Genomic DNA, 13,563 nt, shown 5'->3' with positions numbered 1-13,563 from the left:
GGAGCGCCGTCGGCTCGCGTCCCTCGATGCGCCCCAAGGCGCCTCAAGGCACCTCAAGGCACCTCAAAGCGCCCTGAGACGGCGGCCCAAGGCAGCCCGGCCGCAGCGCTCAGCCCGCGGCCGGCACCGTCACCGCTCGTCCTCGATGCGGCGGTTCCGCCCCGCCAGCACACCCACCGCGATCTGCGGCACCATCAGCCCGACCATCAGCGCGATCGGCCGGCCCCAGCCGCCGCTGTGCTGATAGAGCGTGCCGACCAGCAGCGGCCCGGGGATAGAGATGAGATAGCCGACGCTCTGCGCGAAGGCGGAGAGCTTGACCACCCCGGCGGGGCTGGCGGAACGCATCCCGATCATCGTCAGGGCCAGCGGGAAGGCGCAGTTGGAGATGCCCATCAGCAGCGCCCAGGCCCAGGCGCCGGCGGCCGGTGCCAGCCACAGCCCCGTATAGCCGGCCAGCCCGCAGAGGCCCAGAACCACGGCCAGCGGGCCCTGGTGCCGCATCCGGGACGCCAGGCGCGGCAGGACGAAGGAGAGCGGGACACCCACCGCCATGGTGAGGGCCAGCAGCACCCCCGCGGTGCCCGCGGAGACGCCCGCGTCGCGGAAGATCTGCGGCATCCAGCCCATGGTGATGTAAGCGGCGGTCGCCTGGAGGCCGAAGAAGACGGCCAGCGCCCAGGCGGTCGGCGAGGCGGCGATCCGTATGGGCCGTTCACCGGAAGCGGGCTGTCCGCCCGGTGCCGCCGCCCCGGACGCGGACCGCCGCCGCAGCACCACCAGCCACGGCAGCACCGCGACCACGGCGAGCAGCGCCCACACGGCCAGGCCCGTACGCCAACTGCCGCCCAGCGCACCCGTCATGGGGACGGTGAGCGCCGCGGCGAGCGAGGTGCCCAGGGCCAGCGCCATGGAGTAGAGGCCGGTCATCGGGCCGACCTTGGTGGGGAACCAGGTCTTGATGACCACCGGCAGCAGCACGTTGCTGACCGCTATACCGGCCAGCGCCAGCGCACTGCCGGCCAGGAAGCCGGGCGTACCGCCGGCGAACGGGCGCACCGCGGCGCCCACCGCGATCGCGGCCATGCCGGCGCAGACGATCGCGCCGGGGCCCCAGCGCCGGGCCAGCCGGGGCGCGGCGAAGCCGAAGACGGCGAAGCACAGGGCCGGTACGGACGTCAGCAGGCCGGCGACGGTGCCGCTCATGCCGAGTCCGTCGCGGACCTCCTTGAGCAGTGCGCCGAGGCTGGTGATCGCCGGGCGGAGATTGAGCGCGGCGAGGACGAGGCCGGCGATCACGATCCGCGGCAGCCAGCGGGCGGCGGGCCCGGGCTCCGGGACGCGCTCGCGGGCGCCGTCGGTGGGCGCGGCGGGGGTCAGGGGCTCGGCGGGCGGGTCGAGGGTCGCAAGGTCTTCGTCTGCCATGCGCGCCATCATAGAATCATGGGATGAATGCCTGTCCAGCCATTATCGGTAGCCTCGGCTCGCCCCCACGGCGCCACGGACGCCGAGCCGCCCGCGTCCAGCGCACCGCCGCCCGCCCGGCCCACCGGGCCCAGCACCCCGGAGCCCAGCCATGCCCCTGACCTCGCCCCGCCGGTCCGCGCTGGCCGACCAGGTGATCGCGCAGCTGCGCGCCCAGATCACGTCCGGCGACTGGCCGGTGGGGTCCCGTATCCCGACCGAACCGGAGCTCGTCGAGCAGCTCGGGGTGGCCCGCAACACCGTCCGCGAGGCCGTCCGGGCGCTGGCGCACAACGGCCTGCTCGACATCCGGCAGGGCTCGGGCACGTACGTGGTGGCGACCAGCGAGCTGGCCGGGGTGATGAACCGCCGGTTCGCCGACGCCGACCCCGGGCACGTCGCCGAACTCCGCTCCGCCCTGGAGGCCGAGGCCGCCCGGCTCGCCGCCCACCGCCGCACCGAGCAGGACCTCCGCCAGCTCGACGCCCTGCTGGAGCGCCGGGAGCGGGCCTGGGAGTCCGGCGCGGCCGAGGCGTTCGTGGAGGCCGACGCGACCCTGCACACGGCGGTGGTGGCGGCCGCCCACAACGACGTACTGGCCGCGATCTACGCCGATCTGGGCGGCGTACTGCGCGACTTCCTGCGGGCCGACGTCGGCTCCGTCCTGCGCCCCGAGGCCCACTTGGACCACTCCCGCCTGGTCGAGGCGATCCGCACCGGCGACGGCGAACGGGCCGCCGCCGAGGCCGGCGCGCACCCGTACGGCTGCCGGGCGGGGGCGGGGGCTGGGGACCTAGGGGCGGTCGAACAGACCCCGTAAGGGTCGCGAGCGCCCCCTCGGGGGCCTCAACAGAGGCGCGGCGGGCGGGTATTCCCGCAGCGAACGGCATTCCCACGACAGAGTGTCCCGGGCGTCACCCCGCTTCGACGACAGGGTGTGTTCCAGGCGTCGCCCGGCAGGGACACGCGCCCCCACCAGCCAGGAACGCCCCTCCGGAAACAGGCGCCCCCGAACACACAACCGCCCGCCCCGGTCTCCCGGGACGGGCAGCGGCGCAGTGCGCGGGAGGGGGTAACGGGGTGCCGGACGCCCGCCCCCACGGGCATCCGGCACCCTCACCTCCGCTCTCAGGCGCCCATCATGTGCACGCCGCCGTCGACGTGGACGATCTCGCCGGTGGTGCGCGGGAAGAAGTCGGACAGCAGGCCGACGACGCCGCGGCCGGCCGGCTCCGGGTCGGTCAGGTCCCAGCCGATCGGGGCGCGGTGGTTCCACACGTCCGCCAGCTCCTCGAAGCCGGGGATCGACTTGGCGGCCATCGACTTGATCGGGCCGGCCGAGACGAGGTTGCAGCGGATGCCCTTCGGGCCCAGGTCGCGCGCCAGGTAGCGGTTGGTGCTCTCCAGCGCCGCCTTGGCCACACCCATCCAGTCGTACTTGGGCCAGGCGATCTGCGCGTCGAAGGTGAGGCCGACGATCGAGGCGCCGTTCCCCATCAGCGGCAAACAGGCCATCGCCAGCGACTTGTAGGAGTACGCCGAAACCTGCACGGCCGTCGAGACGTCGTCCCAGCCGGCCTCCAGGAAGTTGAAGGCGCCCTGCGGGCCGAACGCGATGGAGTGCACGATGCCGTCGAGCCGGGCGTCCTCGCCCTGGTGCTCGCGGATCCTGCCGGCCAGGCCGTCCAGGTGCTCCTGGTTGGTCACGTCCAGCTCGATGACCGGCGCGGGCTTGGGCAGCCGCTTGGCGATCCGCTCGACGAGGGAGAGCCGGCCGAAGCCGGTGAGGATGACGTCCGCGCCCTCGTTCTGGGCGACCTTGGCCGCCTGGAACGCGATCGACGACTCGGTCAGCACACCGGTGACCAGGATGCGCTTGCCTGCGAGGATTCCACTCATACTGATCAGTGCCCCATACCCAATCCGCCGTCGACGGGAATGACGGCTCCGGTGATGTACGCGGCCTCGTCGGAGGCCAGGAAGCGGACCGAGGCGGCGACCTCCTCAGGCTGGGCGTAACGCGCCAGCGGCACCTGCTTCACGATGTTCTCCCGCTGCTCGTCGCTGAGCACCCGGGTCATGTCGGTGTCGACGAAGCCGGGGGCGACGACGTTGACGGTGATGTTGCGGCTGCCCAGCTCACGGGCGAGCGAACGGGCGAAGCCGACCAGCGCGGCCTTGGAGGCGGCGTAGTTCGCCTGCCCCGCCCCGCCCATCAGGCCGACCACGGACGAGATCAGCACGACCCGGCCCTTGCGGGCCCGCAGCATCGCGCGGTTGGCGCGCTTGACCACGCGGAAGGTGCCGGTGAGGTTGGTGTCGAGGACGGCGCTGAAGTCCTCCTCGGACATCCGCATCAGCAGCTGGTCGCGGGTGATGCCGGCGTTGGCCACCAGCACCTCGACCGGACCGTGCTTGTCCTCGATCTCCTTGTACGCCTGCTCGACCTGCTCGGTGTCCGTGATATCGCACTTCACGGCCAAAAATCCCGCCGGGGGCTCGCCCGAGCGGTAGGTGATGGCGACCTTGTCGCCTGCCTCGGCGAAGGCGCGGGCAATGGCCAGGCCGATGCCGCGGTTGCCTCCGGTGACCAGAACCGAGCGGCTCAAGAGATCACCCTTTCCGTTTCCCGTCCGTCTTGCGTTCGGTACGAAACTATCGGTCGGGGCGCCCATCCGGGGAATCGAGCCCGGACAGGGGCGTGCCCCGGTTCACTGTCGGGTCTCCACAGAAGCGCGCCAGGAGGCGCCGCGGCACGGCATGATGCACCCGCCGACTACGGGAGGATGCCGTGCCAGCCGCACCCCACGACCTTGACGAGACCTTCCGCGCGCTGCCGCTGCGCGCGCTGGCCGACGCCGCACTGGCGCGGGCCCGCGCGCTGGGCGCGGAACACGCCGACTTCCGCCTGGAGCGGGTGCGCAGCGCGCTGTGGCGGCTGCGGGACGCACGTACCTCCGCCACCTCCGACACCACCGACCTCGGGTACGCGGTGCGCGTGGTGCACAACGGCGCCTGGGGCTTCGCCTCCGGCGTGGACCTGACCATGGACGCCGCCGCGCGGGTGGCCGGGCAGGCGGTGGCGATGGCGAAGCTGTCCGCCCGGGTGGCCGAGACGGCCGGCACCGGGGAGAAGGTGGAGCTGGCCGACGAGCCCGTCCACGCGGACCGCACCTGGGTCTCGTCCTACGAGGTGAACCCGTTCGACGTGCCGGACGCCGAGAAGACCGGGCTGCTGGCCGAGTGGAGCGCCCGGCTGCTGGCGGCCCCGGGCGTGGCGCACGTCGACGCGCAGCTGCTGGCCGTCCAGGAGAACAAGTTCTATGCGGACACCGCCGGCACCAGCACCACCCAGCAGCGGATCCGGCTGCACCCGGAGCTGACCGCGGTCGCGGTGGACCCGGCCACCGGCGACTTCGAGTCGATGCGCACCCTCGCGCCGCCGGTCGGCCGCGGCTGGGAGTATCTGACCGGCGGCCACGACTGGGACGGCGAACTGGCCTCGATCCCCGAGCACCTCGCCGGGAAGCTGCGCGCCCCCAGCGTCGAGCCGGGCGCGTACGACCTGGTCGTCGACCCGTCCAACCTCTGGCTGACGATCCACGAGTCGGTCGGCCACGCCACCGAGCTGGACCGGGCGCTGGGCTACGAGGCGGCGTACGCGGGCACCTCGTTCGCCACCTTCGACCAGCTGGGTTCGCTGGTCTACGGCTCGCCGCTCATGCAGGTGACCGGCGACCGGACCGCCGAGCACGGCCTGGCCACGGTCGGCTACGACGACGAGGGGGTGGCCGCCCAGTCCTGGGACCTGATCCGGGACGGCATTCTCACCGGCTATCAACTCGATCGCAGAATGGCCAGGTTGACGGGGTTCCCGCGCTCCAACGGCTGCGCGTACGCGGACTCCCCCGCCCATGTGCCGGTCCAGCGGATGGCGAACGTCTCGCTGCGCCCGGCGCCGGACGGCCCGTCCACGGAGGAGCTGATCGCCGGGGTGGAGCGCGGCATCTACCTCGTCGGCGACCGCTCGTGGTCCATCGACATGCAGCGCCACAACTTCCAGTTCACCCAGCAGCGGGCGTTCCTGATCCGCGGCGGGCGGCTGGCCGGGCAGCTGCGGGACGTCGCCTATCAGGCGACCACCACCGACTTCTGGGGGTCGTTGAGCGCGCTGGGCGGCCCGCAGACGTACGTCCTGGGCGGCGCCTTCAACTGCGGCAAGGCCCAGCCGGGCCAGATCGCGGCGGTCTCCCACGGCTGCCCGTCGGCGGTCTTCGAGGGTGTGAACGTGCTCAACACGACGCAGGAGGCGGGGCGATGAGTCCGCGCGGTAGGCGCAGCAACCGGCCGTACGAGATCGTCGAGCGGGCGCTGGAGCTGTCCCGCGCCGACGGCTGTGTGGTCATCGCGGAGGAGCACTCCGGTGTCAATCTGCGCTGGGCGGGCAACGCCCTCACCACCAACGGCACCGGCCGCGGCCGGACGGTCACGGTCGTGGCGACCGTGGACGGCGCGGAGGGCACCGCGTCCGGGGTGGTCTCGCGGTCGGCGGTGACCGCGCGGGACCTGGAGCCGCTGGTGCGGGCGGCGGAGGCGGCCGCCCGGGACGCCGGGCCGGCCGAGGACGCCCGGCCACTGGTCGCGGGCGGGGAGCCGACGGCCGGTTTCACCGACGATCCCGCGGAGACCTCCTCCGACGTCTTCGCCGCGTTCGCCCCGGCCCTCGGGGAGTCGTTCCGGCAGGCCCGGGCGGACGGCCGCGAGCTGTACGGCTTCGCGCAGCACACCGTGGTCTCGTCGTATCTGGGCAGCTCGACGGGGCTGCGGCTGCGGCACGACCAGCCCACCGGGACGCTGGAGCTGAACGCCAAGTCCCCGGACCGTGCCCGTTCGGCCTGGGCCGGCCGGGCCACCCGGGACTTCGCCGACACCGATCCGCGGGAGCTGGACGCCGAGCTGGCCCGGCGGCTGGGCTGGGCCGAGCGGGGGGTCGAGCTGCCCGCCGGCCGCTATGACACGCTGCTGCCGCCGAGCGCCGTCGCCGATCTGCTGGTCTACCAGCAGTGGTCGGCCACCGCCCGGGACGCCGCCGAGGGCCGGACGGTGTTCTCCAAGGCCGGGGGCGGGCAGGGCGCGGCCCGGACCCGGATCGGCGACCGGCTCGCCGCACTGCCGCTGACGCTGCGCAGCGATCCGGCGGCCCCCGGGCTGGAGTGCGCCCCGTTCGTGCTGGCCCACTCCTCCGGGGCGGACGCCTCGGTCTTCGACAACGGGCTGCCGCTGGCCGCCACCGACTGGGTGCACGAGGGGGTGCTGGACCGGCTGGTGGCCACCCGGCACGGTGCCGCGCTCACCGGGCTGCCGGTGGCGCCGGCCGTCGACAACCTCCTGCTGGAGGGCGGGAGTTCGGAAGATCTGGACGCGATGGTGGCCGCCGCCGGCCACGACGGTCCGGCGCTGCTGCTGACCTGCCTGTGGTACATCCGCGAGGTCGATCCGGCGACGCTGCTGCTGACCGGGCTCACCCGGGACGGGGTCTATCTGGTGGAGCACGGCGAGGTGACCGGCGCGGTCAACAACTTCCGGTTCAACGAGTCGCCGGTGGACCTGCTGGGCCGGGCGGTGGCGGCGGGGCGCACGGAGCGGACGATGTCGCGGGAGTGGGGCGACTACTTCCCCCGGACGGCGATGCCGCCGCTGCGGGTGCCGGACTTCAACATGAGCTCGGTCAGCCCGGGCGTGTGAGGGGCGGGCGGCCGGTGCCGGGCCCGTACCGGTGCCGGCCGCGGCGTCCGCGTACCGCCCCGGGCCCGTCCGGCCGGGCGGATATCGCGGTGAGCGGCCGATCCCGGCCTAATAGACTGTCGCCCTGTCCTCCCTCCGGGGAACCACGATCGATCAGGAACGCCATGACACGCCTCGGCGAATCCGTCGCCCGCGCCAGCGCACTGCTCTCCGCCGACCTCTCCTCGGACGGCACCGTCCGGGAGCTGCTCCAGGAGACCGGTGAGCGGCGCTATCTCGACCTGACGGACCTGTCGGCCAAGGAGCAGGCCGAGCTGATCGCGTCCCGGACGGTCGAGGTGCTGCCGGGTGTGGAGAAGCTCGCCGAGCGGATCGAGGAGCGCCGGGCGGCCGGCCGGGGCCTGCACGTCAAGCTGGGCATCGACCCGACGGCGACCGATGTGCACCTCGGGCACGCGGTGCCGCTGATCATCCTGAGCCGCTTCCAGCGCCTGGGCCACGACGTCACGCTCATCATCGGCGACTTCACCGCGAAGATCGGCGACCCGTCGGGCCGTACGGCCGAGCGTCCGCCGCTGACCGACGAGGACATCGCGCACAACCTCGCCACCTACCGCGAGCAGGTGCGCCCCTTCTTCGACTTCGAGAAGGTCAGCTTCCGGCAGAACAGCGAGTGGCTGGCGCCGTACACCTTCCCGGAGCTGCTGGGGCTGCTCGCCCAGGTGCCGGCCTCGCAGCTGCTGCAGCGCGAGGACTTCCGCAACCGGCTGGCGGCCGGCTCGGGCCTGACGATGACCGAGCTGCTGTACCCGATCGCGCAGGGTCTGGACTCGGTGGCGCTGGAGTGCGACGTGGAGCTGGGCGGTTCCGACCAGCTGCTCAACCTCCAGATGGGCCGCAAGCTGATGGAGCTGCGCGGGCAGCGGCCACAGCTGGTGGTGACCATGCCGCTGATCGAGGGCACCGACGGCACCGGCGCCAAGATGTCGAAGTCCAAGGGCAATTACGTCGGGCTGAGCGCGCCCGCGGACGATGTCTTCGGCAAGATCATGTCGGTGCCGGACCGTTTGATGGAGCCGTACCTCAAGGCGTGGACGGAGTGGACGGACGAGGAGGTCGCGCTGGCCCTGGGCCGGGTGGCGGACCGTTCGCTGCACCCGATGGACCTCAAGAAGGTCCTCGCCGGTGAGGTCGTCTCCGCGCTCTACGGGCTGGACGCGGCGATGGCGGCCCGGGCCGGCTTCGTGGCGCAGTTCTCCAAGAAGTCGTTCGCGGACGTGGAGTCGCTGCCGGTCGTGGACGCCGGTGAGCACGGCGCGCTGACGGTGGCGGCGGTGCTGACGACGGCGCTGGAGTTCACCCCGAGCGCCTCGGCGGCGCGGCGGCTGGCGAAGCAGAACGCACTGCGGCTGGTGGTCGAGGGCGCGTCGGGCCAGTCGACGCATGTGCTGGCCGAGGCCGACGCGGTGCGTCCGCTGGCCGAGGTGCTGGCAGAGAAGCTCTCCGGCGACGAGGGCACCGCGTACCTCAAGGCCGGGCGCAAGCTGGCCCAGATCACCGGCCGGCAGGCCGGCACGGCGTAGCGCCGTCGGCTCTCCCGCCGGGCGGGGCGCGGGGTTTGCGCCCTCGCGCGCCCGGTGGGAGGGCCGGCCGGACGAACGGCCGACGCGGCTCTACGGCATACGGCGGAGCGCTCGGTACGCCGCCGGCGCGACCCGGTCTCGTCGGGCGGGAAGGGGCGGCGTACCGTGGATTGCGACCGGAATGCGGGGAGAATCCGGCGGGACCGAGCAGGTGGTGGAACGTGATGCGGAAGCAGAGCGGCGGCGCACAGACCTTCCGGATCACGGGGGCCCGTCAGGGGCTGACCGAGGATGTGCGGGGTCGCCAGCGGCGGTATGTGATCTCGATGGCCGTGCGGACGGTGGCGGTGGTGCTCACCGCGGTGCTCTGGAACGTCGAGCGGCCGGTTGCCATTGCAACGCTCGTCATCGGCATGGGGCTTCCCTACATCGCGGTGGTCATCGCCAACGCCGGCCGGGAGAACGTCCCTTCGCTGCCGTCGACGCTGGTCACCGCCTCCCGGCGGGCGCTGACGACGGGCTCGGCGGAATCCGTTCCGGAACGGCGGGCCAAGGAGTCCGCGCGGCCGTACGAGGAGCGGGGCTGAGGTCCGCCGCACCCGATTGGCTCAGCAAAGCTCAAGAAAAGCTCAGATCAATCATGCGGTTCCGCTGCACCGCGCCCCGTTACCCGTGACATACTGCGTACGCGCTCCGCATCCCCCGTCGGAGCGACGGACCGACGCCGGGCGGCTCCCCCCGTGGCTGCCCGGCGTCGTCATGTCCGCGCTTCGTCATGTCCGCGCTCCGGAGCTGCCGTCCCGGGGAGACGGCGACGGAAGCGGGCGCGGGCCGGGTCGTAGGGTTGAGGAGTGAACTCCCCGAACGATTCCGCGAGTACCGTCATCTGCTCGGCCAAGGGCTGCCGCGCCGCCGCGGTGTGGGTACTGGCCTGGAACAACCCGAAGCTGCACACGCCGGACCGGCGCAAGACCTGGCTGGCGTGCGAGGAACACCGGGAGCATCTGTCGCAGTTCCTGGGCGTGCGCGGCTTCCTCAAGGACGTGGTGACGCTGGAGGAGTGGGAGGCGCGGTCAGCCTCCGATGGCTGACATCGGGCGGTCCGGCTGGAGGAAGGCGGGGTCGTCGAGGCCGGATCCCGCCTTCTTGCCCCACATGGCCACCTTCCAGAGGCGGGCTATCTCGGCGTCGGAGGCGCCGGAGCGCAGGGCGGCGCGCAGGTCGGTCTCCTCGGTGGCGAAGAGGCAGGTGCGGATCTGGCCGTCGGCGGTGAGCCGGGTGCGGTCGCAGGCGCGGCAGAAGGGGCGGGTCACCGAGGCGATGACGCCGACGCGGTGCGGGCCGCCGTCGACGAGCCAGCGCTCGGCGGGGGCCGAGCCGCGCTCCTCCCGGGCCTCGGGGGTGAGGGTGAAGCGGCTGCGCAGCGAGGCGAGGATGTCGCCGGCGGTGATCATTCCCTCGCGCTTCCAGCCGTGTTGGGCGTCCAGCGGCATCTGCTCGATGAAGCGCAGCTCGTAGTCGTTCTCGACGGCCCAGGCCAGGAGGTCGGGGGCCTCGTCGGCGTTGAGGCCGGGCATCAGGACGGTGTTGACCTTGACGGGGGTGAGGCCGGCGGCGCGGGCGGCCTCCAGGCCGTGGAGGACGTCGGCGTGGCGCTTGCGGCGGGTCAGGGCCTGGAAGACGTCGGGCCGGAGGGTGTCGAGGGAGACGTTGACCCGGTCCAGGCCGGCGGTGCGCAGGGCGGTGGCGGTGCGGGCCAGGCCGATGCCGTTGGTGGTCAGCGACATCCGGGGTCGGGGGGCGAGGGCGGCGACCCGCTCGACGATGCCGACCAGGCCGGGGCGGAGCAGCGGCTCGCCGCCGGTGAAGCGGACCTCCTCGACGCCGAGGTCGCGGACGGCGATGCCGATCAGGCGGACGATCTCGTCGTCGGTCAGCAGATCGGGCTTGGCGAGCCACTGCAGGCCCTCTTCGGGCATGCAGTAGGTGCACCGCAGATTGCACCGGTCGGTGAGCGAGACCCGCAGGTCGGTGGCGATGCGGCCGTAGGTGTCGATGAGCACTGGGCCCCCTCCCCGAGAGTCCGGACCGGTCCGTCGATCAGTACGTCGATCAGTACGTGTTCGAGACTACGCGATGGGTCCGACAGTGAGGAGGCGTGAGAAGCACGAGGTGGGCGGGGTGACGTCGTAGGTCTCTACGACATCACCCCGCCCGTGGGCTGTAGGGACGGCTCAGCGCCAGAGGGGAGGGCTCAGTGGGCGCCGCTTCCGGTGAGGGAGCGGACCTCCAGTTCGGCGTACTTGGCGGCATCCGGCTGCTCCTTGGAGAGGAGGGAGCCGGCCCAGCCGAGGAGGAAGCCCAGGGGGATGGAGATCAGGCCCGGGTTCTCCAGGGGGAACACCGCGAAGTGGGCGCCGGGGAACATCGAGCTCTCCTTGCCGGAGACGACGGGCGAGAAGAGGACGAGGAGGACGGAGGAGAGCAGGCCGCCGTAGATGGACCACAGGGCGCCCCGGGTGGTGAAGCGCTTCCAGAAGAGGCTGTAGAGGAGAGTCGGGAGGTTGGCGGAGGCGGCGACGGCGAAGGCGAGTGCCACCAGTCCGGCGACGTTGAGGCTGCGGGCGAAGACGCCGAGGACGATGGCGACCGCGCCGACGCCGACGGTGGCCCAGCGGGCCGCGCCGACCTCTTCCTTCTCGGTGGCCCGTCCCTTGCGGAGCACGTTGACGTAGATGTCGTGGGCGAAGGAGGAGGACGAGGCGAGGGTGAGGCCGGCGACCACGGCGAGGATGGTGGCGAAGGCGACGGCGGAGATGACGGCGAGCAGGACGGCGCCGCCGGTGGAGCCCGCGCCGCCGCCGATCTCCTGGGCGAGGAGCGGGGCCGCGGTGTTGCCGGCCTTGTTGTCGTGGGTGATGGTCCCGGGCTTGAGGAGGGCCGCGGCGCCGAAGCCGAGGGCGAGGGTCATCAGGTAGAAGACGCCGATGATGCCGATCGCCCAGTTCACCGACTTCCGGGCGGCCTTGGCGGTGGGGACGGTGTAGAAGCGGATGAGGATGTGCGGCAGGCCCGCGGTACCCAGGACGAGGGCGAGGCCGAGCGAGAGGAAGTCGATCTTCGAGGTGGCGGTGGCGCCGTACTTGAGGCCCGGTTCCAGGAAGGCGGAGCCCTTGCCGCTGTTCTCGGCGGCGGCGCCGAGGAGGGCGGAGAGGTCGAAGTGGAACCTCAGCGCCACCAGGAAGGTGATCAGCAGGGTGCCGGCGATCAGCAGCACGGCCTTGACCATCTGGACCCAGGTGGTGCCCTTCATGCCGCCGATGGTGACGTAGAGGATCATCACGATGCCGACGAGGACGACGACGAGGATCTTGCCGGCCTCGCTGGTGATGCCCAGCAGCAGCGTCACCAGGGCACCGGCGCCGGCCATCTGCGCGAGCAGGTAGAAGATCGAGACGACGATGGTGGAGGTGCCGGCGGCGGTGCGGACCGGGCGCTGGCGCATCCGGTAGGCGAGCACGTCGCCCATGGTGAAGCGGCCGGAGTTGCGCAGCGGTTCGGCGACCAGGAGGAGCGCGACGAGCCAGGCGACGAGGAAGCCGATGGAGTAGAGGAAGCCGTCGTAGCCGAAGAGGGCGATGGCGCCGGCGATGCCGAGGAAGGACGCGGCGGACATGTAGTCGCCGGAGATGGCCAGGCCGTTCTGGAAGCCGCTGAACTTCCGCCCGCCGGCGTAGAAGTCGTCGGCGCCCCTGGTCTGCCGACCGGCCCAGACGGTGAGGCCGAGGGTGGCGGCGACGAAGACGGCGAAGAGGGTGACGATCAGGGTGCGGTGCTCGCCGGCGGCGCCGGCGGCGAGGTGGGGGGCGAGGTTCATGCGCCGGCCTCCTGGACTCCGGTCTGCTCGGGGCCGTCCTCCGGGGCGGCCTGCGGGGGTCCGGTCCGCGCCGCACCGGCCCGCGGGGCGGTCGCGGGTGCGGGTGCGGGACCGTCCAGGCGGGCCTTGAGGGCCTCGGCGCGGGGGTCGAGGCGGGTGGCGGCGTGCCGGGAGTACCACCAGGCGATCAGGAACGTGGTGGCGAACTGGGCGATGCCGAGCACGAAGGCGACGTTGAGGTGGCCGGCGACCTTGGTGGCCATGAAGCCGCCGGCGTAGCTCGACAGCAGCACATAGCCGAGGTACCAGAGGACGAAGGCGAGGGTGAGCGGAAAGGCGAACGACCGGTGGGCGCGCCGGAGTTCGGCGAACTCCGGGCTCGCCTGCACCTGGGGGTAGTCGGGCGGGTCGTGCGGTCCCCGGTCGGCGTGGGGTGCGGTGATCACGGAGTCTCCTGACGCTCGGCGAGCTGATGCGGAGCCGGAAATAAGGCCCCGATAAGTGACGTGGATCACGCATCGTAGGACGGCCGGCCGTGATGCGACAGACGGTGGATGGTTGAATTCCCGAAGAAATCGGGGGAATGGGTGCACCGGCCGCCACCGCCCGGGCGACGCTTCGTTGAGCCGGTCATGACTCCGCCGCCCCAACAGGACCCGGCTCCGTACGCCCCGCGCCGGCGCCCGTACGGCAGCGTCCGGCTGTCCGCGCCACTCACCCCCGGCCCGTCGTGGCCGCGCCCCGGGCGGGAGCCCCGGCGCTGGTACGGGCCGCGGGTCCCGCTGCCGCCGCTGAGCATGGGCACCCTGCGGCGCCGCGACAGCGCGGGACGCCGGGACTGAGGACACCGGCGGCGCGCCGCCCTCGCACATACCTGACGGGACGTCAAACCAC

13 protein-coding genes are annotated in these 13,563 nt (G+C 72.6%); 7 read left to right on the top strand and 6 right to left on the bottom strand.

Going from position 1 to position 13,563, the window contains the following annotated elements; translation table 11 throughout:
* Positions 1–129: 129 nt before the first annotated feature.
* On the bottom strand, positions 130–1,425 hold the full coding sequence (locus ACRAS8_RS27415; RefSeq protein ID WP_438488669.1) for a CynX/NimT family MFS transporter: 1,296 nt from the start codon (positions 1,423–1,425) through the stop codon (positions 130–132).
* Positions 1,426–1,576: 151 nt separating this feature from the next.
* Between ACRAS8_RS27415 and ACRAS8_RS27410 the strand changes: the two genes are divergently transcribed.
* Positions 1,577–2,284, top strand: a complete 708-nt coding sequence (locus ACRAS8_RS27410; protein WP_438488668.1) for a FadR/GntR family transcriptional regulator — start codon at positions 1,577–1,579, stop codon at positions 2,282–2,284.
* A gap of 308 nt (positions 2,285–2,592) precedes the next feature.
* Here the strand turns inward: ACRAS8_RS27410 and fabI are convergent, their stop codons facing one another.
* Both fabI and fabG read right to left on the bottom strand, forming a co-directional pair.
* A complete protein-coding gene (gene fabI / locus ACRAS8_RS27405; protein ID WP_438488667.1) occupies positions 2,593–3,363 on the bottom strand; it encodes an enoyl-ACP reductase FabI in 771 nt (256 codons plus the stop codon).
* A gap of 5 nt (positions 3,364–3,368) precedes the next feature.
* Positions 3,369–4,073: a 3-oxoacyl-[acyl-carrier-protein] reductase gene (fabG, locus tag ACRAS8_RS27400; RefSeq protein ID WP_438488666.1), complete on the bottom strand. Its 705-nt coding sequence runs from the start codon at positions 4,071–4,073 to the stop codon at positions 3,369–3,371.
* 182 nt (positions 4,074–4,255) lie between these two features.
* Between fabG and ACRAS8_RS27395 the strand changes: the two genes are divergently transcribed.
* From ACRAS8_RS27395 to ACRAS8_RS27375, 5 genes are all read left to right on the top strand, one after another.
* Positions 4,256–5,785, top strand: a complete 1,530-nt coding sequence (locus tag ACRAS8_RS27395; RefSeq protein WP_438488665.1) for a TldD/PmbA family protein — start codon at positions 4,256–4,258, stop codon at positions 5,783–5,785.
* On the top strand, positions 5,782–7,209 hold the full coding sequence (locus tag ACRAS8_RS27390; protein WP_438488664.1) for a metallopeptidase TldD-related protein: 1,428 nt from the start codon (positions 5,782–5,784) through the stop codon (positions 7,207–7,209). The genes ACRAS8_RS27395 and ACRAS8_RS27390 overlap by 4 nt, the downstream gene beginning before the upstream one ends.
* A gap of 164 nt (positions 7,210–7,373) precedes the next feature.
* The gene (tyrS, locus tag ACRAS8_RS27385; RefSeq protein ID WP_438488663.1) at positions 7,374–8,792 is read left to right on the top strand and encodes a tyrosine--tRNA ligase; all 1,419 of its coding nucleotides are present in this window, start codon (positions 7,374–7,376) and stop codon (positions 8,790–8,792) included.
* Positions 8,793–9,016: 224 nt separating this feature from the next.
* A complete protein-coding gene (locus ACRAS8_RS27380) occupies positions 9,017–9,379 on the top strand; it encodes a DUF3099 domain-containing protein (RefSeq protein WP_438488662.1) in 363 nt (120 codons plus the stop codon).
* Positions 9,380–9,643: 264 nt separating this feature from the next.
* Positions 9,644–9,883: a hypothetical protein gene (locus tag ACRAS8_RS27375; RefSeq protein ID WP_018541223.1), complete on the top strand. Its 240-nt coding sequence runs from the start codon at positions 9,644–9,646 to the stop codon at positions 9,881–9,883.
* Here the strand turns inward: ACRAS8_RS27375 and moaA are convergent.
* The 3 genes from moaA to ACRAS8_RS27360 all read right to left on the bottom strand — a co-directional run bounded on the left by moaA (position 9,866) and on the right by ACRAS8_RS27360 (position 13,115).
* A complete protein-coding gene (gene moaA, locus ACRAS8_RS27370; protein ID WP_438488661.1) occupies positions 9,866–10,855 on the bottom strand; it encodes a GTP 3',8-cyclase MoaA in 990 nt (329 codons plus the stop codon). The genes ACRAS8_RS27375 and moaA overlap by 18 nt on opposite strands.
* Before the next feature lie 191 nt (positions 10,856–11,046).
* Positions 11,047–12,669 (bottom strand): solute symporter family protein, encoded by a 1,623-nt coding sequence (locus tag ACRAS8_RS27365; RefSeq protein WP_438488660.1) that lies wholly within the window; start codon positions 12,667–12,669, stop codon positions 11,047–11,049.
* Positions 12,666–13,115 carry a DUF485 domain-containing protein gene (locus tag ACRAS8_RS27360; RefSeq protein ID WP_438488659.1) on the bottom strand — a complete coding sequence of 150 codons (450 nt, stop codon included), beginning with the start codon at positions 13,113–13,115 and terminating at the stop codon, positions 12,666–12,668. Before ACRAS8_RS27360 ends, ACRAS8_RS27365 begins: the two co-directional genes overlap by 4 nt.
* A gap of 186 nt (positions 13,116–13,301) precedes the next feature.
* On the opposite strand from ACRAS8_RS27360, the gene ACRAS8_RS27355 reads away from it, so the two are divergent.
* Positions 13,302–13,511 (top strand): hypothetical protein, encoded by a 210-nt coding sequence (locus ACRAS8_RS27355; RefSeq protein WP_438488658.1) that lies wholly within the window; start codon positions 13,302–13,304, stop codon positions 13,509–13,511.
* Positions 13,512–13,563: the final 52 nt, after the last annotated feature.

The sequence above is a fragment of the Streptomyces sp. S186 genome (genome assembly GCF_051603415.1).
GTDB lineage: Bacteria > Actinomycetota > Actinomycetes > Streptomycetales > Streptomycetaceae > Streptomyces.
Note: the sequence above shows the minus strand (reverse complement) of the source record. Positions and strands in the feature narration are given on the sequence as shown.

Excerpts from the sequence above, each read along its gene's own strand:
- ACRAS8_RS27410 (WP_438488668.1), top strand. The coding sequence starts at position 1,577 with ATGCCCCTGACCTCGCCCCGCCGGTCCGCGCTGGCCGACCAGGTGATC.
- fabI (WP_438488667.1), bottom strand. The coding sequence starts at position 3,363 with ATGAGTGGAATCCTCGCAGGCAAGCGCATCCTGGTCACCGGTGTGCTG.
- ACRAS8_RS27380 (WP_438488662.1), top strand. The coding sequence starts at position 9,017 with ATGCGGAAGCAGAGCGGCGGCGCACAGACCTTCCGGATCACGGGGGCC.
- ACRAS8_RS27355 (WP_438488658.1), top strand. The coding sequence starts at position 13,302 with ATGACTCCGCCGCCCCAACAGGACCCGGCTCCGTACGCCCCGCGCCGG.
- ACRAS8_RS27365 (WP_438488660.1), bottom strand. The coding sequence starts at position 12,669 with ATGAACCTCGCCCCCCACCTCGCCGCCGGCGCCGCCGGCGAGCACCGC.
- ACRAS8_RS27415 (WP_438488669.1), bottom strand. The coding sequence starts at position 1,425 with ATGGCAGACGAAGACCTTGCGACCCTCGACCCGCCCGCCGAGCCCCTG.
- tyrS (WP_438488663.1), top strand. The coding sequence starts at position 7,374 with ATGACACGCCTCGGCGAATCCGTCGCCCGCGCCAGCGCACTGCTCTCC.
- ACRAS8_RS27390 (WP_438488664.1), top strand. The coding sequence starts at position 5,782 with ATGAGTCCGCGCGGTAGGCGCAGCAACCGGCCGTACGAGATCGTCGAG.